At 41.7% G+C, this 19,041-nt stretch carries 19 protein-coding genes and 1 riboswitch; of the genes, 17 read left to right on the forward strand and 2 right to left on the reverse strand.

Translation table 11 applies throughout. From position 1 onward, the window contains the following. Nucleotides 1–2 precede the first annotated feature (2 nt). Nucleotides 3–1,070, forward strand: a complete 1,068-nt coding sequence (locus HMPREF2885_RS01820) for an ABC transporter ATP-binding protein (RefSeq protein ID WP_070656926.1) — start codon at nucleotides 3–5, stop codon at nucleotides 1,068–1,070. Nucleotides 1,071–1,080: 10 nt separating this feature from the next. Then, nucleotides 1,081–2,010, forward strand: a complete 930-nt coding sequence (locus HMPREF2885_RS01825; RefSeq protein WP_001291308.1) for an ATP-binding cassette domain-containing protein — start codon at nucleotides 1,081–1,083, stop codon at nucleotides 2,008–2,010. An 89-nt stretch (nucleotides 2,011–2,099) separates the two neighbouring features. Here the strand turns inward: HMPREF2885_RS01825 and HMPREF2885_RS01830 are convergent, their stop codons facing one another. Then, a complete protein-coding gene (locus HMPREF2885_RS01830; RefSeq protein WP_070656927.1) occupies nucleotides 2,100–3,539 on the reverse strand; it encodes a TrkH family potassium uptake protein in 1,440 nt (479 codons plus the stop codon). Nucleotides 3,540–3,542: 3 nt separating this feature from the next. Next, nucleotides 3,543–4,892: a Trk system potassium transporter TrkA gene (trkA, locus tag HMPREF2885_RS01835; protein WP_049519744.1), complete on the reverse strand. Its 1,350-nt coding sequence runs from the start codon at nucleotides 4,890–4,892 to the stop codon at nucleotides 3,543–3,545. 399 nt (nucleotides 4,893–5,291) lie between these two features. Between trkA and HMPREF2885_RS01845 the strand changes: the two genes are divergently transcribed. The 15 genes from HMPREF2885_RS01845 (at nucleotide 5,292) to HMPREF2885_RS01915 (ending at nucleotide 19,029) form a co-directional block, all read left to right on the forward strand. After that, nucleotides 5,292–5,795, forward strand: a complete 504-nt coding sequence (locus HMPREF2885_RS01845; protein ID WP_049479473.1) for a tRNA (cytidine(34)-2'-O)-methyltransferase — start codon at nucleotides 5,292–5,294, stop codon at nucleotides 5,793–5,795. 40 nt (nucleotides 5,796–5,835) lie between these two features. Continuing rightward, nucleotides 5,836–6,053, forward strand: a riboswitch (FMN riboswitch). A gap of 153 nt (nucleotides 6,054–6,206) precedes the next feature. Beyond that, nucleotides 6,207–6,770: an ECF transporter S component gene (locus HMPREF2885_RS01850; RefSeq protein ID WP_049519742.1), complete on the forward strand. Its 564-nt coding sequence runs from the start codon at nucleotides 6,207–6,209 to the stop codon at nucleotides 6,768–6,770. Continuing rightward, nucleotides 6,760–7,410 (forward strand): phosphatase PAP2 family protein, encoded by a 651-nt coding sequence (locus HMPREF2885_RS01855; protein WP_049519741.1) that lies wholly within the window; start codon nucleotides 6,760–6,762, stop codon nucleotides 7,408–7,410. The genes HMPREF2885_RS01850 and HMPREF2885_RS01855 overlap by 11 nt, the downstream gene beginning before the upstream one ends. Nucleotides 7,411–7,437: 27 nt before the next feature. Then, nucleotides 7,438–7,857: a hypothetical protein gene (locus HMPREF2885_RS01860; RefSeq protein WP_000867350.1), complete on the forward strand. Its 420-nt coding sequence runs from the start codon at nucleotides 7,438–7,440 to the stop codon at nucleotides 7,855–7,857. A gap of 311 nt (nucleotides 7,858–8,168) precedes the next feature. After that, on the forward strand, nucleotides 8,169–9,215 hold the full coding sequence (gene pheS / locus HMPREF2885_RS01865; RefSeq protein ID WP_070656930.1) for a phenylalanine--tRNA ligase subunit alpha: 1,047 nt from the start codon (nucleotides 8,169–8,171) through the stop codon (nucleotides 9,213–9,215). A gap of 119 nt (nucleotides 9,216–9,334) precedes the next feature. Then, nucleotides 9,335–11,740: a phenylalanine--tRNA ligase subunit beta gene (pheT, locus tag HMPREF2885_RS01870; RefSeq protein ID WP_070656928.1), complete on the forward strand. Its 2,406-nt coding sequence runs from the start codon at nucleotides 9,335–9,337 to the stop codon at nucleotides 11,738–11,740. Nucleotides 11,741–11,989: 249 nt separating this feature from the next. After that, nucleotides 11,990–12,883 carry an ABC transporter ATP-binding protein gene (locus tag HMPREF2885_RS01875; protein WP_000895262.1) on the forward strand — a complete coding sequence of 298 codons (894 nt, stop codon included), beginning with the start codon at nucleotides 11,990–11,992 and terminating at the stop codon, nucleotides 12,881–12,883. Further along, entirely contained in the window at nucleotides 12,880–14,079 is a 1,200-nt protein-coding gene (locus HMPREF2885_RS01880) for an ABC transporter permease (protein WP_001245392.1), read from the forward strand. The genes HMPREF2885_RS01875 and HMPREF2885_RS01880 overlap by 4 nt, the downstream gene beginning before the upstream one ends. Nucleotides 14,080–14,289: 210 nt before the next feature. Next, a complete protein-coding gene (gene rplM, locus HMPREF2885_RS01885) occupies nucleotides 14,290–14,736 on the forward strand; it encodes a 50S ribosomal protein L13 (RefSeq protein ID WP_001044624.1) in 447 nt (148 codons plus the stop codon). A gap of 18 nt (nucleotides 14,737–14,754) precedes the next feature. Beyond that, nucleotides 14,755–15,147 (forward strand): 30S ribosomal protein S9, encoded by a 393-nt coding sequence (rpsI, locus tag HMPREF2885_RS01890; protein WP_000075973.1) that lies wholly within the window; start codon nucleotides 14,755–14,757, stop codon nucleotides 15,145–15,147. A 407-nt stretch (nucleotides 15,148–15,554) separates the two neighbouring features. Then, nucleotides 15,555–15,944 carry a hypothetical protein gene (locus HMPREF2885_RS01895; protein WP_000745394.1) on the forward strand — a complete coding sequence of 130 codons (390 nt, stop codon included), beginning with the start codon at nucleotides 15,555–15,557 and terminating at the stop codon, nucleotides 15,942–15,944. A gap of 140 nt (nucleotides 15,945–16,084) precedes the next feature. Next, nucleotides 16,085–16,507 carry a hypothetical protein gene (locus tag HMPREF2885_RS01900; RefSeq protein ID WP_049520609.1) on the forward strand — a complete coding sequence of 141 codons (423 nt, stop codon included), beginning with the start codon at nucleotides 16,085–16,087 and terminating at the stop codon, nucleotides 16,505–16,507. A 141-nt stretch (nucleotides 16,508–16,648) separates the two neighbouring features. Continuing rightward, entirely contained in the window at nucleotides 16,649–17,071 is a 423-nt protein-coding gene (locus HMPREF2885_RS01905; protein ID WP_000747465.1) for a hypothetical protein, read from the forward strand. Next, a complete protein-coding gene (locus HMPREF2885_RS01910) occupies nucleotides 17,064–18,734 on the forward strand; it encodes a cutinase family protein (protein WP_000185207.1) in 1,671 nt (556 codons plus the stop codon). Before HMPREF2885_RS01905 ends, HMPREF2885_RS01910 begins: the two co-directional genes overlap by 8 nt. Beyond that, nucleotides 18,715–19,029: a hypothetical protein gene (locus HMPREF2885_RS01915; RefSeq protein WP_000960729.1), complete on the forward strand. Its 315-nt coding sequence runs from the start codon at nucleotides 18,715–18,717 to the stop codon at nucleotides 19,027–19,029. The genes HMPREF2885_RS01910 and HMPREF2885_RS01915 overlap by 20 nt, the downstream gene beginning before the upstream one ends. Nucleotides 19,030–19,041 lie beyond the last annotated feature (12 nt).

Here is a 19,041-nt window from a genome sequence, read left to right on the forward strand (position 1 = left end):
ACATGATAAAAGGAAAAGATGTAATTTTGACTGCTCGTGATATTGTCGTGGAATTTGACGTTCGTGACAAAGTTCTAACGGCTATCCGAGGAGTTTCTCTAGACTTGATTGAAGGAGAAGTTCTTGCCTTGGTAGGTGAGTCTGGTTCTGGTAAATCTGTTTTAACAAAAACCTTTACAGGGATGTTAGAAGACAATGGACGTATTGCCCAAGGAAGCATCGACTATCGTGGACAAGACTTGACTGCTCTTACTTCTAACAAGGAATGGGAGAAAATTCGTGGTGCTAAAATTGCGACTATCTTCCAAGACCCTATGACAAGTTTGGACCCAATCAATACAATCGGTAGCCAAATCACTGAAGTTATCGTTAAACACCAAGGGAAAACAGCTAAGGAAGCCAAAGAGATGGCAATCGACTATATGAACAAGGTCGGAATTCCAGATGCTGAAAAACGTTTTGAAGAGTATCCTTTCCAATATTCTGGAGGGATGCGCCAACGTATCGTTATTGCGATTGCCCTTGCCTGTCGTCCAGATATCTTGATCTGTGACGAGCCAACAACGGCCCTTGACGTTACCATTCAAGCGCAAATTATTGATTTGCTTAAAACCTTGCAAAATGAGTACCACTTTACCATTATCTTTATCACCCATGACCTTGGTGTGGTAGCAAGTATTGCCGATAAGGTAGCGGTTATGTATGCTGGTGAAATTGTAGAATACGGTACTGTTGAGGAAGTTTTCTACGATCCACGCCATCCATATACTTGGAGTCTCTTGTCTAGCTTGCCTCAGCTTGCTGATGATAAAGGGGAATTGTACTCTATCCCTGGAACACCACCGTCTCTTTATACTGAGTTGAAAGGTGATGCCTTTGCCCTTCGTTCAGATTATGCGATGCAAATTGACTTTGAACAGAAAGCACCTCAGTTTTCAGTCACTGATACCCACTGGGCTAAGACTTGGTTGCTTCATGAGAATGCTCCTAAAGTTGAAAAACCTGGAGTCATTGCAGATTTGCATGACAAGATTCGTGATAAAATGGGCTTTGCTCATCTAGAAGACTAGGAGGAAGGAAATGTCTGAAAAATTAGTAGAAATTAAAGATTTAGAAATTTCCTTCGGTGAAGGAAGTAAGAAGTTTGTCGCAGTTAAAAACGCCAACTTCTTTATCAACAAGGGAGAAACCTTCTCTCTTGTTGGTGAGTCTGGTAGTGGGAAAACAACCATTGGTCGTGCCATTATTGGTCTAAATAATACTAGTAAAGGTGAGATCATCTTTGATGGTCATAAGATTAATGGGAAAAAATCTCATAAGGAATCATCAGACTTGATCCGTCGTATCCAGATGATTTTCCAAGACCCTGCAGCTAGCTTGAATGAGCGTGCAACAGTTGACTATATCATCTCTGAAGGTCTTTACAACTACCATCTGTTCAAAGATGAAGAAGATCGTAAAGAAAAAGTTCAAAAGATGATCCATGAAGTTGGACTTTTGAAAGAACACTTGACCCGTTATCCACACGAGTTTTCTGGTGGTCAACGCCAGCGTATTGGGATTGCCCGTGCCCTTGTGATGGAACCTGATTTCGTTATTGCGGATGAGCCAATTTCAGCCTTGGACGTATCAGTGCGTGCGCAAGTCTTGAACTTGCTCAAGAAGTTCCAAAAAGAGTTGGGCTTGACTTATCTCTTTATCGCGCATGACTTGTCAGTTGTTCGCTTTATCTCAGATCGTATCGCAGTTATCTATAAGGGAGTTATCGTCGAAGTGGCGGAGACAGAGGAGTTGTTTAACAATCCTGTCCACCCATACACTCAAGCGCTTCTATCTGCTGTACCGATTCCAGATCCAATCTTGGAACGCAAGAAGGTCTTGAAAGTTTACGATCCTGACCAACATGACTATGAGACAGACAAGCCATCTATGGTAGAAATTCGTCCAGGTCACTATGTTTGGGCCAATCAAGCAGAACTTGCTCGTTACAAGAAAGCTCTTAAAGAATAAACAAATTAGGAGAGGACCGAAAGGTCTTCTCATTTTTTATAGAAAAATTTCCCCTTCTACTAGCTTGTAAAAGGGGAATTGTATTATCATTAGCGTTTAGACCAGGTACGTCTCATAAAGAGTAGCAAAATTGGGTAAATCTCTAAGCGACCTGCGATCATTGCAAAGGAGAGGAGGATTTTAGAGATGGGACTAAAGATGGAAAAACTCGAGGTTGTACCTAGAATAGGTCCGATATTGTTAAAACAGCTGAAGACCGCACTGGTCACGACTAGAAAATCATTGCTATCAAGACTGACGATAAAGATGAGAGAGAGAATGATCATCATATAGATAGCAAAATATTTAAGAATCTTGTGCTGGGTATCCTTATCAATCACAGTTTTATTGACGTGTAGAGTCAAAACACGGTGAGGAGATAAGGTGGACAAAATCTGATTTTTTGCGATTTTAGAGAGGATAAGTCCTCTGATCACCTTAAGACCACCTGCAGTTGAGCCTGCTGATCCACCGATTCCCATGAGGAAGAGGAGGATAAATTGGGAGAAGAGGGGCCAGTTGGTAATATCTCCGTAACCAAAACCTGTTGTCGTGATGATGTTGGAAACCTGGAAGAAGGCCATTTCAACACTTTTAGAGACACCTTGGTAGAGGTGGAGTGTATTAAGCGTAATCAAGCCTGTAGAAACTAGGACAATGATGATATATGCTCGTAGTTCTTCATCTCCAAAGAAAGCCTTAACCCGACGGAGCATGAGGTAGTAGTAGAGATTGAAGTTAACCCCAAAAACCAACACTCCGATACTAACTAGATAGGTGATGAGTGAGCTACCGTAGTAGGCAATTCCGTCGTTATAGACGGTAAAGCCCCCAGTTCCTGCTGTTCCCATAGCGATGACAAAACTATCATAGAGGGGCATGCCTGCTAAGTAGTAGATAACCACAAAAAGGGAGAAGAGAGCCAGATAAAGCAGATAGAGAATTTGGGCAGTGTTTTTTAGCTTGGATACGACCTTGCCAAAGACAGGTCCAGGGACCTCAGCCTTCATCACCTCCAAGTGGCTATTCTTAGCATTGTCCATAATGGCAAGTGCAAAGACGAGTACCCCCATCCCTCCGATCAAGTGGGTGAAACTTCGCCAGAAGAGGAGGGAACGAGTGAGAACGGAAACATCGTTCAGAATAGTTGCTCCTGTAGTTGTAAATCCAGAACTGATTTCAAAGAAGGCATCGATAATGCTGGGGATTTGTCCTGAAAAGACAAAGGGGAGGCCACCAAAGAAAGACCAGAGTATCCAACAGAGGGCAACGATTAAGACACCCTCCTTGGCATAAATCCGTTGATTTTTCGGTTTCCGTAAAATGCCTAGACCACCGAGGAGTACTAAAATTCCAATCGTAGAAAAGAGAGCGATAAATACTTGACTGGATTCTTGGTAATAGATCGCTACACTAACAGGAACTAGGAGGAGAACAGCCTCAATCAAGAGAAGTTTTGAGAGGAGGTAACGAATCATACTTTTATTCATTTTTTACCTCTCAATCAAATCATAAATTTTGGTGATGTTCGGCAATAAGGTCGTCACGAGCAACTTGTCTCCCACCTCAAGCATATCCTCTCCAGTAGGGAAGATTGTTTTTCCTTTTCGGATAATGGCTGCGATGAGAACCCCTTTTTTCAATTTCAACTGTGATAGAGGTTTGGCAGTCATTTTATTAGCTTCCTTGATTTGGAATTGGAGAGTTTCAATTTGACCGTTTGCTAGATGGTGCATGGCTTGAAGGTCTGAGTACTGAGCGTTTACTCGACCGCGGATAAAGTGCATAATGGTATCCACTGCGATGCTTTTTGGTGTGATGATACTTGAAAAATCAGGTGCGTGGATAATCTCTAGAAGGCTTGTTCGGTTGACCTTGGTGATATTCTTACGGACACCAACACGGTCAAGAAACATAGAAGTGATGATATTTTCCTCATCAACTCCAGTCAAGGTTGCGACTGCATCATAGTGGGGAGCACTTTCTTCCAGCAAAATGTCTTTTGCAGTTCCATCTCCTTGGACAATATAGAGATTGGGGAACTTTTCACTGAAGAAACGAGCTCTTTCAGGATTAATCTCGATGACCTTGGTATCAATGCGACTGTCTTTTAAAATGCCAAGCAGATAATAAGCGATCTTTCCAGCTCCAACGATAAGTAAGCTTTTCACTGCACGAGATTTAAAATAGTTATGGAAAAGCATCATATCTACACGATTTCCCGTAACAAAAATCCTATCCTTGTCTTGGATAATAACATTACCGCTTGGAATCATCAGTTGATGATCCCTCTCCATAGCACAGACAATGATGTTACCAAATTTTTTACGAAAGTCTGAGATTGGCATTTGACAAAGACCGCTAGAGTCCTTGACAACAAATTCCATGAGACTGACCCGACCTCCAGCAAATCGTTCGACAGAGAGGGCATTAGGGAAATCAATGATATTTGAGATCGCACGCGCTGCCAGGAGCTCTGGATTAACAATAAGTGAAAATCCAAGAATATTTTTCTCTTTAAAATAGGCATTAGAGTATTCAGGATTTCGCACCCGAACGATGGTTTCTTTAGCGCCCATTTTTTTAGCAAGTACCGCTGAAATCATATTCACTTCATCGTGTTCGGTTAGGGCGATAAAGATATCGCACTCTTGAACACCGGCTTGCTCTAAGATGGCAAAGTCAGCACCATTTCCAAGGAGACCTATGATATCATAGCGACTGACAATGTGATTGAGGACAGCCTCATCTTGTTCGATGAGGACAACGTCATGGTTTTCTGCAACCAGTGAACGACAGAGGGCGAAACCAACTTTCCCTCCACCAACAAGGACAATTTTCATATAAAAAACCTACTTTTTCATGATGTAACTATCATACCCTTTTTTAGCAAAAAATGCACTTTCTAAGGCGATTTTTAGGGGAAGAAAGGCTTTTTTCAAGTTTTGAAGATACATTTGCTTAACTTCTATAACAATGTCTCTGATTTGAAGTGATTTGGCTCTTTTACCATACCTTTTCAGAAAGGAATGACCAAACATGAAAATATCATCAAAAAAAGTAAAAAAATCAAGTCGTTTCTATTGACAATGATTCTGAAAGTGTTATACTAAGGAAGTAGTTTCGCTGATTTACTTCAAACCTGTTGTGAGGTAAGTTAACGACGCCTTAACCACGCTGTTTGCTGAGCTTGACTCCGGGCAGTGTGGCTATTTTTTTGCAATGATAAAAGGAAACCCGTCATGACAAATCACATTGTATTATTCGAGCCTCAGATTCCACAAAATACAGGTAACATTGCGCGTACTTGCGCTGCGACCAATTCTCCCCTCCACATCATTAAACCAATGGGCTTTCCCATTGACGACCGAAAGATGAAGCGGGCTGGTTTGGATTACTGGGATAAGCTTGAGATTTATTTTTATGACAGCTTGGAAGATTTCATGTCTCAGATGAAAGGACAAGTCTATCTGATTTCGAAATTTGCTGAGAAAGTGTATTCTGAGGTGGATTTATCGACTGACGAAGACCATTATTTTCTCTTTGGACGTGAAGACAAGGGCTTGCCCGAGGACTTTATGCGAGACCATCCTGAGAAGGCTCTCCGTATTCCTATGAACGATGAACACGTTCGCAGCCTCAATGTTTCGAATACCGTATGCATGATTGTTTATGAAGCCCTCCGCCAGCAGAACTTTGCAGGTCTTGAGCTTGTTCACACCTATGAAGCAGATAAATTGAAATAATCAAAACGCTTGCACTTGCAAGCGTTTTTTGTTATGATTAAAGGGTCTTCAGGGCTGGGTGTGATTCCCGACCGGCGGTGACTTTAACTAGCTATTCTGGCTTACTCTTCGTTGTCTTGTCTCGATATACTCAAGTATTATCTTCGACTGCGACGCCTAGATTAATCCAAAATATCTTAGTTAAAGAAGTCCGCGAGCGCAAGCTGATGTGGTGCGATTCCACAACCGACAGTATAGTCTGGATGGGAGAAGACGAAAGAATGGCTTTGTCTGTTCTGATGAGTTTATAGATGAATTGCAACCGCTTGCTCAAAAGAGTGAGGGGGAACTTTTGGGATATAAAAAGTGAGAATAGATAGAGGGATCCTTTCCAACTTCTTCTGATTTTATAGAAAATTGGAGGAACCTGTTATGACAAACACACGTCGACTTTCGACCATTGCGATTTTATCAGCCATTTCATTTGTGCTGATGTACTTTGACTTTCCGCTCTTGCCAGCGGCGACCTTCCTCAAGATCGAGTTTAGTATCTTGCCAGTCCTTGTGGGCTTGGTGGTCATGGATTTGCCAGCTGCTCTCGGGATTCTCTTGTTGCGATCACTCTTGAAGTTGCTTCTCAATAGCCAGGGAGTGAATACTTACATTGGCTTGCCAATGAATATCGTAGCTCTGGGAGTTTTTGTTATCGTCTTTGGTTTGATTTGGAAAAAGGAACGCAGCACCCTTCGTTTCCTACTAGCATCTCTAGCGGGAACTATTGGATTGACTTCTGCCATGTTGGTTCTCAACTATGTCTATGCGGTTCCTTTATACGCGCAGTTTGCCAACTTTGATATTAGAGAAATTATAGGACTTTCTAACTACTTGATGACCATGGTTTTACCTTTTAACCTGATTGAAGGTTTAATCTTTGCCGTTTCATTCTGGTTGTTATACGTCCTCTTGAAACCAACCTTAAAACATTATGAGAGATAAACAAACATTTTTAATGAAGGGCAGTTTTGCCCTTTTACTTTTCGTCCTTCTTGGCTATATGGTTAAGTTCTATCCTGAAACGCTGGTCGGTTTTGATCAACCGCTTCAGACTGCCCTTCGTGGGGACTTGCCAGATTATTTAACGGTTCTGTTCCGTGCCCTTACGCATTTGATTGATATCCCAGTAATCATTACCTGGGTTGCCATCGCAGCCTTTATCTTTTATCGTAAGCAGTGGAAGATAGAAAGCTACTTCATGGCGGGCAATCTAGCCTTAGCCGGTCTTTTGATTGTGACCTTTAAAAATATTTACCAGCGCCCACGACCAGCTATCTTACACTTGGTAGAGGAGAAGGGATTTTCCTTCCCAAGCGGGCATTCTCTGGCAGTGACGCTGATGGTAGGGACTTTGATTGTCATTCTCAGTCAACGGATTAAAGATCCGGTTTGGAGAAAAATTGTGCAAATCGTCCTTGGGGTCTACCTAGTCAGTGTGCTGCTATCTCGGGTCTATCTGGGAGTTCACTATCCATCAGATGTTCTTGCCAGTTTCTGTGTGGGCTTGGGAGTCTTGTTTATCGAATTTCCTTTCTATGACAAGCTTCGCTTCCAATGGCGATTTAAAGGCAAGCAGAAGTGAGCATCAAATTCCTTTGAGGAAAAAGAAATGAAAGTCAATATAACAGATCTCCATCCGACTCAACTATACTTATCAGAAAAGAAGTTACAAGATATCCAGATGCTTTATCAGTCGGTAGAAATAATCAATGTTGCTCCAATCAGTGTTCTTGCATTCGGAGACTGCTTGTTGATTACAGACGGGCATCACAGGGCTTATCAGGCTTTATTGGCAGGTAGGGATACGATTTCTGCTGAGTGGGATAGAGATGGTGGCGATGAACTGTATTATCTCTATGCGCAAGCTTGTGAGGAAAGAAAGATTTACTCTGTTCTGGATTTAAAAAATCATATCGTATCTCAAGATGAGTATGAAGCAAAATGGTATAACTGGTGTGATGGTTTTAATCAAGCAGCAACTCTTTTATTGAAAAGGAAAGCAGGTGAAACAGATCCTACAAATAGGTAATGCATTGTGTCTTGTTCCTTTTTATATTGAAATTAGTCTAATCTAACTTGTTTTTTAACTAAAAATCTGATAAACTAAGTAGTAATTGAATAGAAATCCGCAAGACTAGTAACTCAAGGGAAGTATATCAGGGAGGAGAGCCGTGACTGCAAGCTCTCTATATGAGAGCTGGGTGAATTCACTTGCGCATGGATTTAGAAATGAAGGTCTGACTTGTCAGATGAAAACGGATGGTACCGCGTGTCAACGCTCCGAGTGGAGTTTTTGGCATGTGGTTTTCTTTTTATCTACGAGGGACTGATGGAGGAATTATGTCAACTATTGAAGAACAATTAAAAGCGCTTCGTGAAGAAACGCTGGCTAGCTTGCAGCAGATTACTGCTGAAAATGAAAAAGAGATGCAAGACTTGCGTGTCTCTGTCCTTGGTAAAAAAGGGTCGCTTACTGAAATCCTCAAAGGGATGAAAGATGTTTCTGCTGAGATGCGCCCAATCATCGGGAAACACGTCAATGAAGCGCGTGATGTCTTGACAGCTGCCTTTGAAGAAACAGCGAAACTCTTGGAAGAAAAGAAAGTCGCAGCTCAACTAGCAAGTGAGAGCATTGATGTGACACTTCCAGGTCGCCCAGTTGCGACTGGTCATCGTCATGTCCTCACACAAACCAGTGAAGAAATCGAAGATATTTTCATCGGGATGGGTTACCAAGTCGTGGATGGTTTTGAAGTGGAGCAAGACTACTATAACTTCGAGCGTATGAACCTTCCAAAAGATCACCCAGCTCGCGATATGCAGGATACTTTCTACATCACAGAAGAAATCTTGCTTCGTACTCACACGTCTCCAGTTCAGGCGCGTGCTATGGACGCTCATGATTTTTCTAAAGGTCCTTTGAAAATGATCTCACCAGGACGTGTGTTCCGTCGTGATACGGACGATGCAACCCACAGTCACCAGTTCCACCAAATCGAAGGCTTGGTTGTTGGGAAAAACATCTCTATGGCAGACCTTCAAGGAACCCTTCAGTTGATCGTCCAAAAAATGTTTGGTGAAGAGCGTCAGATCCGTCTGCGTCCATCTTATTTCCCATTCACAGAGCCATCTGTTGAAGTGGATGTTTCTTGCTTCAAGTGTGGTGGAGAAGGATGTAACGTATGTAAGAAAACAGGTTGGATCGAGATTATGGGTGCCGGTATGGTTCACCCACGTGTCCTTGAAATGAGTGGTATCGATGCGACTGTATACTCTGGCTTTGCCTTTGGTCTTGGTCAAGAGCGTGTTGCTATGCTCCGTTACGGAATCAATGATATCCGTGGCTTCTACCAAGGCGATGTCCGCTTCTCAGAACAGTTTAAATAAGATTGAAACCTGAAACACAGTCCTAGTCATTTTCTCTTGATGAGAGTGGTGAGGACTGACTCGAAGAAAAAGAAAGGAATTGAAAAGGTACCACTTGGTGGGATCTTACAATCAGAATTATGCTTGTATCTTATAAATGGTTAAAAGAATTGGTGGACATTGATGTGCCATCACAAGAGTTGGCTGAAAAAATGTCAACCACAGGGATTGAGGTCGAAGGTGTGGAATCACCGGCTGCCGGTCTCTCAAAAATTGTCGTCGGTGAGGTCTTGTCTTGCGAAGATGTACCAGAAACTCACCTCCATGTTTGTCAGGTTAACGTTGGCGAAGAAGAAGCCCGTCAGATCGTTTGTGGTGCCCCAAATGTGCGTGCTGGTATCAAGGTCATGGTGGCACTTCCGGGAGCTCGTATTGCTGATAATTACAAGATTAAAAAAGGGAAAATCCGTGGTTTAGAGTCACTTGGAATGATCTGTTCCCTTGGTGAATTAGGTATTTCTGACTCAGTTGTGCCAAAGGAATTCGCAGATGGTATCCAAATCTTGCCTCAAGATGCTGTTCCTGGGGATGAAGTTTTCTCTTACCTAGACTTGGATGACGAAATCATCGAACTTTCTATCACGCCAAACCGTGCAGACGCTCTATCTATGCGTGGAGTAGCGCACGAAGTGGCAGCCATCTATGACAAGGCAGTTAGCTTTAAAGAATTCAGTTTAACAGAAACAAATGAAGCTGCAGCAGATGCCCTTTCTGTAGGCATTGACACAGATAAGGCGCCTTACTATGCAGCTCGTATCTTGGACAATGTTACTATCGCACCAAGTCCACAATGGTTGCAAAATCTTCTTATGAATGAAGGTATCCGTCCTATCAACAACGTAGTGGATGTGACCAACTATATCTTACTCTACTTTGGCCAACCAATGCATGCCTTTGACTTGGATACCTTTGAAGGAAATGACATCCGTGTACGTGAAGCGCGTGCTGGTGAAAAGTTGGTGACCTTGGATGGTGAAGAACGTGAGTTGGAAACAAGTGACCTAGTCATCACTGTCTCAGACAAACCAGTAGCTCTTGCAGGTGTTATGGGTGGTCAAGCAACAGAAATCTCTGAAAAATCTAGTCGTGTTGTCCTTGAAGCTGCTGTTTTCAATGGCAAATCTATCCGTAAGACCAGCGGTCGCCTGAATCTTCGTTCAGAATCATCTTCCCGCTTTGAAAAGGGAATCAACGTGGCAACTGTTAACGAAGCCCTTGATGCGGCGGCTAGCATGATTGCTAATCTTGCAGGTGCGACAGTGCGTAAGGGTATCGTTTCAGCAGGCCAGCTTGATATTTCTGATGTAGAAGTTTCTTCAACCCTTGCAGACGTTAACCGCGTCCTTGGGACTGAGCTTTCCTATGCTGATGTGGAAGATGTCTTCCGTCGTCTTGGCTTTGGCCTTTCTGGCAATGCAGAAAGCTTTACAGTCAGCGTACCCCGTCGTCGTTGGGATATCACTATCGAAGCTGACCTCTTTGAAGAAATCGCCCGTATCTATGGTTATGATCGCTTGCCAACTAGTCTTCCAAAAGATGACGGTACAGCTGGTGAATTGACTGCGACACAAAAATTGCGTCGCCAAGTTCGTACCATCGCTGAAGGAGCAGGTTTGACAGAGATCATCACCTACGCTTTGACAACGCCTGAAAAAGCAGTTGAGTTCACAGCTCAACCAAGTAACCTTACAGAACTCATGTGGCCAATGACAGTGGACCGTTCTGTCCTCCGTCAAAATATGGTCTCAGGTATCCTTGATACCGTTGCCTACAACGTGGCTCGTAAGAACAAAAACTTGGCTCTTTACGAGATTGGAAAAGTCTTTGAACAAACAGGCAATCCAAAAGAAGATCTACCAAATGAGATCAATAGCTTTGCCTTTGCCTTAACCGGCTTGGTTGCTGAAAAAGATTTCCAAACGGCAGCAGTTCCAGTTGATTTCTTCTATGCTAAGGGAATCCTTGAAGCCCTCTTTACTCGCTTGGGACTAGAAGTGACCTATGCAGCAACAGCTGAGATTGCAAGTCTCCATCCAGGACGTACGGCCGTGATTTCACTTGGCGACCAAGTTCTTGGTTTCCTTGGCCAAGTGCATCCAGTTACTGCCAAGGCTTACGATATCCCAGAAACTTATGTAGCGGAGCTCAACCTTTCAGCCATTGAAGCTGCCCTTCAACCAGCTGCTCCATTTGTGGAAATCACCAAATTCCCAGCAGTCAGTCGTGACGTGGCTCTACTCCTCAAGGCAGAAGTCACTCACCAAGAAGTTGTAGATGCTATCCGAGCTGCCGGCGTGAAACGTTTGACAGATATCAAACTCTTTGACGTCTTCTCAGGCGAAAAACTGGGAGTTGGCATGAAGTCAATGGCCTATAGCTTGACCTTCCAAAATCCAGAAGATAGCTTGACAGACGAAGAAGTCGCACGCTATATGGAAAAAATCCAAGCATCACTCGAAGAAAAAGTGAATGCAGAAGTACGTTAACTCATCAATCCATCCTTCGGGGTGGATTTTTAGTTTCAAAAGGACAGTTCAGAAGAGAAAAGCGATAGTTGAGGAGGAAGCCATCTCAGAAAGTCTTTAATGAGTTATACTAAAGCTATCACTGAAGCACTTAAAATTTATTAGAGATAGGATACTTTTGCTACTTATAATCCGATAAAATGGACATAAATCGTTGTAAAGGCTATCAAAAAGGAGTATAATAAGTGCAACATATCTCGGAGGTGGAAAATGTTAGAAGTAAGAAATCTAGAGAAAAGTTTCGGTCCCAAGCAAGTCTTGTTTGGTGTCGATTTTCAGGCAAGTCCAGGAAGGATTCTGGGCTTGGTCGGGAAGAATGGTGCTGGGAAAACAACGATTTTCCACAGTATGTTGAAATTTTTAGAGTATCAAGGAGAGATCAGTCTGGATGGGCAGGAGATTCGTCAGGAAACCTATGCACGGATTGGTTATCTGCCTGAGGAACGCAGTCTTATGCCCAAGTTGACAGTCCTTGAACAAGTTCGCTACTTGGCGACTCTAAAAGGTATGGATGCTAAGGAAGTCAAGGAAAAACTCCCTCAATGGATGGAAAAACTAGAAGTTAAGGGGAAATTAACAGACAAGATCAAGAGTCTCTCAAAAGGTAATCAGCAGAAAATTCAGCTGATTATCACCCTAATCCATGAGCCAGACTTGATTATCTTGGATGAGCCTTTTAGTGGTTTGGATCCAGTCAATACTGAGTTGCTCAAGCAGGTCATCTTAAAAGAGAAAGAGCGCGGTGCAATCATTATCTTTTCTGACCATGTCATGACCAACGTTGAGGAACTTTGCGATGATATTCTGATGATTCGTGATGGGCGTGTGGTCTTGCATGGACCAGTTCAGGATGTTCGCAATCAATACGGGAAAACACGTCTCTTTGTTTCAAGTGAACGAAGTAAGGAAGAATTGGAAAATCTTCCTCATGTCAAACAGGTGAGCTTGACCAAGCAAGGCAGTTGGAAATTGATCCTAGATGATGAGAGCGCTGGAAGAGAACTCTTCCCAATCCTCACTCAAGGTCAATATATTGCGACCTTTGACCAACAGGCTCCAACAATCGATGAAATCTTTAAACTAGAATCAGGGGTGGAAGTATGAGAAATATGTGGGTTGTAATGAAGGAAACCTATCTTCGACATGTCAAGTCGTGGAGTTTCTTCTTTATGGTGATTTCGCCGTTCCTCTTTTTAGCCTTATCTGTAGGAATCGGCTTTCTCCAAGGGTCTTCTATGGCCAAGAATAGCAAGATAGCAGTAGTAACAACTGTGCCATCTGTGGAAGAAGGGCTCAAGGGTACCAATGGTATCAACTTTGATTATAAGGATGAAGCCAGTGCCCAGGCTGCTATCAAGGATGAGAAAATCAAGGGTTACCTAACCATTGACCAAGAGGACAGTGTCCTCAAGGCCGTCTATCATGGTGAAACTTCTCTTGAAACAGGCATCAAACTAGCAGTAACCAATAAGCTAAACGAACTGCAATACCAACTCAATCGCTCGGCGGCTAATTTGTCTCAAGAACAGGAAAAACGTCTGAGTCAAACTGTTGATTTTACTGAGAAGATTGATGAATCTAAGGAAAACAAAAAAATTGTTCAAACCATTGCAGCCGCAGGGCTTGGCTTCTTCCTTTATATGATTTTGATTACCTATGCTAGTGTCACTGCTCAGGAAGTGGCTAGCGAGAAAGGAACCAAAATCATGGAAGTGGTCTTCTCTAGTATCCGAGCAAGTCATTATTTCTACGCTCGCATGCTGGCTCTGCTTCTTGTGATTTTGACTCATATTGGCATTTACGTCGTGGGTGGACTTGCTGCCATTCTGCTCTTTAAAGACATCCCTATCTTGGCACAATCTGGGATTTTAAATCATCTAGGGGAGGCCTTCTCGCTCAATACCTTATTGTTTGTCTTGGTTAGTCTCTTTATGTACGTTGTTTTAGCAGCCTTCCTAGGCTCTATGGTTTCTCGCCCTGAGGATTCAGGAAAGGCCTTGTCGCCATTGATGATCTTGATTATAGCAGGATTTGTCGGTGTGACCTCTCTAGGTGCTGCTGGGGACAATTTAGTTCTGAAAATTGGTTCCTATATTCCTTTTATCTCGACCTTCTTTATGCCATTTAGAGCTATAAATGGGTATGCGAGTGGTCTAGAAGCTTGGATTTCCCTTGCTATAACGGTTGTTTTTGCAGTCACTGCAACAGCCTTTATCGGACGCATGTATGCTAGTCTAGTCCTTCAAACAGATGATTTGGGAATCTGGAAAACCTTTAAACGTGCCTTAGCTTATAAATAGGAGAGCCTCGCAAAAGCGAGGTTTTTCTAGATGTTAAACACTGAAATCGGCAAAAATATTTTTCATATCTATTGACTTTTAGTAGTAAAATTTGGTATGATAGTAGACGGTATTGTTTACCCCATTTGTAAGGCCCCGGAACCTTTCAAATACCTAGCGGACCGGAACATCCGCCCTGTAAACAAAAACGATATTCATATAGGAGAAATCATGAACAAAACTACATTCATGGCTAAACCAGGCCAAGTAGAACGCAAATGGTACGTTGTTGACGCAACTGATGTACCTCTTGGACGCCTTTCAGCTGTTGTTGCTAGCGTACTTCGCGGAAAAAACAAACCAACATTCACACCACACACTGATACAGGTGACTTCGTAATCGTTATCAATGCTGAAAAAGTTAAATTGACTGGTAAAAAAGCAACTGATAAGATCTACTACACTCACTCAAACCACCCAGGTGGATTGAAACAAATCTCTGCTGGTGAACTTCGTTCTAAAAATGCAGTACGTTTGATCGAAAAATCAGTTAAAGGTATGCTTCCACACAATACTCTTGGTCGCGCTCAAGGTATGAAATTGAAAGTATTCGTTGGAGCTGAGCACACTCACGCTGCACAACAACCAGAAGTTCTTGATATTTCAGGACTTATCTAAGGAAAGGAACAATAAAGTATGTCACAAGCACAATATGCAGGTACTGGACGTCGTAAAAACGCTGTTGCACGCGTTCGCCTTGTTCCAGGAACTGGTAAAATCACTGTTAACAAAAAAGATGTTGAAGAGTACATCCCACACGCTGACCTTCGTCTTGTTATCAACCAACCATTCGCAGTTACTTCAACTGTAGGTTCATACGACGTTTTCGTTAACGTTGTAGGTGGTGGATACGCTGGTCAATCAGGAGCTATCCGTCATGGTATCGCTCGTGCCCTTCTTCAAGTAGACCCAGACTTCCGCGATTCATTGAAACGCGCAGGACTTCTTACACGTGACTCACGTAAAGTTGAGCGTAAGAAGCCAGGTCTTAAGAAAGCTCGTAAAGCATCACAATTTAGTAAACGTTAATTCGAGAGAATTACTATACTTACAGAGAGCACCTTTCGAGGTGTTCTTTTTTATATTTTCATACTAAATTGGTGCAATCTGACAAAGTCAGTTGCCTCAGAACGTTAATCAATACGATACTATCAACGTTCACAAGCACTTCATGATTCACACTATGAGGTGTTTTTGATGATTTTTAGCACAATTCACACTATTGTTTCTTTGCATTCAACTCAAATTCTTCTGGTCAAATTATTAACAAATCTTCAAGAAGAGTGATTGGTGAAATAGGCTGTTTGAGGCTTTTATGCTATACTAGTTTTAATGACAATCTTCTATTTCTAAAGCAACAATAGATCCGTAATTTGTTTTTAATTAAGGAGTTTGGGATTGTAAGAGGGAGATGATATATCTGAAGGAGTATCAATATGAAAAAACGTGCCTTGATTTTACTGGTTTTGTCCATTGTAGTATTTGGAGGAGGCGCATGGCTAGCACAGGAAACAAATCTATTTCTAAGTCCGCGAGCCAAGCAGTTGGCTTATTTAAAGGAGCATCAAAAAGAAATAGAAGATTTTGTAAAGTCTAAAAATTCAAAGATTGAATCTGTTCAAATTGATTGGAGACAGACACAATGGGATAAGGTAGGAAATGGTACACCTCAAGGAGGAGGAGATATTATTGATGTTTATGGAACGTTTAATAACATTGATAATTCTGGTTGGCATGTAATGATAATTGTAGATGATGGAAAAGTTGATTTAGCTTCGATGACATTAGTTAATGGCCTAGGCATTGGAGGGAAACCGTTTGAGTAATAGTAATTTAAAAACCTTTGATAATTTTTATTCAAATTTAACATCACTCATTCCCCACTGACTCCGAATACTTGCTAAAAGTATTTTTTTTTACATTCATGATATAATATACTTAGATTCCACTATATAGGAGGAAAGAAATGAAAAAACGTACTTTAGTTTGGCTAATTTTAGCACTTGTAATTTTTGGAGGAGGCGCATGGATGGCACAGGAAACAAATCTATTTGGAGGAATAACTCTGAGCCCACGGGCTAAGCAGTTGGCTTATCTGAAGGAGCATGAAGAGGAAATGGCGAACTTCGTTAAATCTTGGAATTCAAAAGTTGAGAGTGTCCAATTTGATTGGGATAGTATGGAAGTTGGTCAGGTAGGAAATGGAACTCCTCAAGGCGGAGGTTATATGATGACAGTGAACGGTAGAATCAATAATAATAAGGATACTAAATTTACATTAGGTTTTCCACTAAAACGTAATTTAAATGAAATCCCTGAGAAACTTGTTATTATTCAAATGCAACCAATAAGAATTTTGAAAGGAAATTTATGGGATCTTTATGACTAACAGTAACTTAAAAACCTTTGATAATTTTTACTCAAATTTAATATTACTCATTCTCTACCAACTTAGAATACTTGCTAAAAGTATTTTTTTTTTACATTCATGATATAATATACTTAGATTCCGCTATATAGGAGGAAAGAGATGAAAAAACGTACTTTACTTTGGCTAGTTATAGCCCTTGTAGTATTTGGAGGAGGCGCATGGATGGCACAGAAAACAAATCTATTTGGAGGAATAACTCTGAGTCCACGGGCTAAGCAGTTGGCTTATCTGAAGGAGCATGAAGAGGAGATGGCGAACTTTATAAAGTCTAGAAATCCTAAAGTTGAAAGTGTCCAATTTGATTGGGATAGTATGAAAGTAGAAAATATAGGAAATGGTACCCCTCAAGGTGGGGGATATATTATAACATTGGATGGAAAAATAAATAACAATGAAGATACTGAATTTACAATTGGTTTCCCTATAGAATATAATAGCAATAGTATTCCCAATATTAAGAAAATTTCTGAAATGCAACCGATAAGAGTTTTGAAAGGCAACGTATGGGAGATTTATGACTAACAGTAATTTAAAAACCTTTGATAATTTTTATGCGGATTTAGCGCAATCGGCTTATATTGGTCGTCCCAATAATTTTCCACCTAAAAATAATTCAATAGAAGCAAGAGTGTTTGACTATTCAAAAGAAATAATTTATAACGAAGAAATCACCCCTGGAGGTAAACATCTACCCCATAATGGTAGAGTCTACTTGCAGCCGGATCCTGATTTGCGAGATACTTATAAAGTTACATCGATACCAGTTCCTGATGCGAATGGGATGAGGCAGGATATTCGTCACAAACGGTATCAAAAAGGACTCTTAACTGATGATGAAGCTGGTTTCAGTGCCTACTACTTAACGGATACGCCTACCTTGACTAATGATACTACGAAAACCTATATGACCATCCGCGGAAGTGATGCCATCAGTAAAGAAAATTGGAACGACTGGGTTGACAACGATGCTAAGTTCGCTCTCAATCATATCCATACGCCGCAAGCCAAGTTAGCGACAGTAGGAATGAAAACGAAGATCGCAGAGATGACTGAAAAAGCTCCGCAAGCTACGATGGACATCACAGGTCACTCCTTAGGGACCATTGTCTCTGCGCAAGGGGTAGCTGGCCTCAGTGATGAAGAACTGGAGAAAATCAGCAAAGTCGTCCTCTTTGACGGCCCGGACACGACAAAGAGTTTAAAGAAAATGGGACTCAGTGACGAGAAAATCAAAAAGATTAGCGAAAAAATCGAGTACTATGTCAATCCTTTTGATGTCGTGGGGATGCTTAATCGTGAGCATACCATTACCAAATTACCTGGGGATTCCGATGAACCACTTAAGAAACCCGTCGGTAAAGTCAATGTCCTTGTCCCCTTGCATTATACCCAGATTACTGATCCAGAAAGTTCCCATGACTTTGGTGTTTTCCAATCGGATGGAAAGGGAAATTTATTGACTGCGTCTGAGGATTTTCACCCAGAATTGCTCAGGGCAGGTGAAAAGCTAGCTCGACTGATAGCGACAACGTTGGATTCACTCCGGGCTTTAGGAGTCGATGAAAATGTAGCCTCAAATGTTTTAAATGCCATTATGAGGGGTGAGTTTAAAATAAAGGCAGCTATTGGTTATGCTGTTTACGAGAATTTTACAACTGAATATAGTAAAATTGTCGAAGAAGCTCGTCAGGAATCTATAAAGTGGGATCGAGAAGCTATTCCTCGTTATCAGGAACAACTGAGAAATGGTAATCTTACAGGAGAAAAGAGAATTTTGGTCCGAGCTCAGTTGCTTCAGACAGCAGCCCAGTTGGCAAATTTTGACATGGAAGACAAAGTTAAATCTGTGAAAACCTTACTTTCAGATGCTAAGGAAGATATTCAAAACATGATAAAAGAGACAAGACAGACAGCGTTTGACATGGTTGGATATTTGTCAAGCTCAGAAGTTACGAATCTGCTTTCTGGTTTTGATACAACAAGCTTTTGGGATGAAGGCGTTGCAAGTGACACGAAGACTGCAGCAACATCCTTCCTGACACAAATCGAGCAACTGGGGGAAAGCTTGGTTAAAGCTAGTGGTTCCTTTGAGACCATAGATACAGATAGTGCTGAAGATTTTAACAATCTATTGGCGGATGTAAAACAAACATGGAGGGGAAAAAATGTTAGTCCTAACGGATGAGGATACCTTAATTACAAGAGAGCAACTCGATAGAGGCTTCAAAGAAAGAATGAAGGAACAAGAACGCCAAGCAGTCAGGGCCTTGGTAACTGCAAAAGAGTTGTCAATCCTTGCTAAAGGAACTGAGTTAGCTAAAAAGTTGCAGGAAGCAGCCGCAGATATGCAAGAGTATGCTTCTAAGACCTATGTAAACAATATTAAGGGAGGATTTGAGGGCAAGGCCGCTGATGCTGCTGAAACTTACTTGACCCAGACCATGCAAACCCCTACTTTACAGAGTCCGATTAAAAGCTAGGAGAAAACTGGT

It is taken from the genome of Streptococcus sp. HMSC062H02, assembly GCF_001813005.1.
GTDB lineage: Bacteria > Bacillota > Bacilli > Lactobacillales > Streptococcaceae > Streptococcus > Streptococcus oralis_S.

Bases quoted from the DNA above. Each gene is read 5' to 3' on its own strand.
- HMPREF2885_RS01820 (WP_070656926.1), top strand. From the start codon at position 3: ATGATAAAAGGAAAAGATGTAATTTTGACTGCTCGTGATATTGTCGTG.
- HMPREF2885_RS01825 (WP_001291308.1), top strand. From the start codon at position 1,081: ATGTCTGAAAAATTAGTAGAAATTAAAGATTTAGAAATTTCCTTCGGT.
- HMPREF2885_RS01830 (WP_070656927.1), bottom strand. From the start codon at position 3,539: ATGAATAAAAGTATGATTCGTTACCTCCTCTCAAAACTTCTCTTGATT.
- trkA (WP_049519744.1), bottom strand. From the start codon at position 4,892: ATGAAAATTGTCCTTGTTGGTGGAGGGAAAGTTGGTTTCGCCCTCTGT.
- HMPREF2885_RS01845 (WP_049479473.1), top strand. From the start codon at position 5,292: ATGACAAATCACATTGTATTATTCGAGCCTCAGATTCCACAAAATACA.
- HMPREF2885_RS01850 (WP_049519742.1), top strand. From the start codon at position 6,207: ATGACAAACACACGTCGACTTTCGACCATTGCGATTTTATCAGCCATT.
- HMPREF2885_RS01855 (WP_049519741.1), top strand. From the start codon at position 6,760: ATGAGAGATAAACAAACATTTTTAATGAAGGGCAGTTTTGCCCTTTTA.
- HMPREF2885_RS01860 (WP_000867350.1), top strand. From the start codon at position 7,438: ATGAAAGTCAATATAACAGATCTCCATCCGACTCAACTATACTTATCA.
- pheS (WP_070656930.1), top strand. From the start codon at position 8,169: ATGTCAACTATTGAAGAACAATTAAAAGCGCTTCGTGAAGAAACGCTG.
- pheT (WP_070656928.1), top strand. From the start codon at position 9,335: ATGCTTGTATCTTATAAATGGTTAAAAGAATTGGTGGACATTGATGTG.
- HMPREF2885_RS01875 (WP_000895262.1), top strand. From the start codon at position 11,990: ATGTTAGAAGTAAGAAATCTAGAGAAAAGTTTCGGTCCCAAGCAAGTC.
- HMPREF2885_RS01880 (WP_001245392.1), top strand. From the start codon at position 12,880: ATGAGAAATATGTGGGTTGTAATGAAGGAAACCTATCTTCGACATGTC.
- rplM (WP_001044624.1), top strand. From the start codon at position 14,290: ATGAACAAAACTACATTCATGGCTAAACCAGGCCAAGTAGAACGCAAA.
- rpsI (WP_000075973.1), top strand. From the start codon at position 14,755: ATGTCACAAGCACAATATGCAGGTACTGGACGTCGTAAAAACGCTGTT.
- HMPREF2885_RS01895 (WP_000745394.1), top strand. From the start codon at position 15,555: ATGAAAAAACGTGCCTTGATTTTACTGGTTTTGTCCATTGTAGTATTT.
- HMPREF2885_RS01900 (WP_049520609.1), top strand. From the start codon at position 16,085: ATGAAAAAACGTACTTTAGTTTGGCTAATTTTAGCACTTGTAATTTTT.
- HMPREF2885_RS01905 (WP_000747465.1), top strand. From the start codon at position 16,649: ATGAAAAAACGTACTTTACTTTGGCTAGTTATAGCCCTTGTAGTATTT.
- HMPREF2885_RS01910 (WP_000185207.1), top strand. From the start codon at position 17,064: ATGACTAACAGTAATTTAAAAACCTTTGATAATTTTTATGCGGATTTA.
- HMPREF2885_RS01915 (WP_000960729.1), top strand. From the start codon at position 18,715: ATGTTAGTCCTAACGGATGAGGATACCTTAATTACAAGAGAGCAACTC.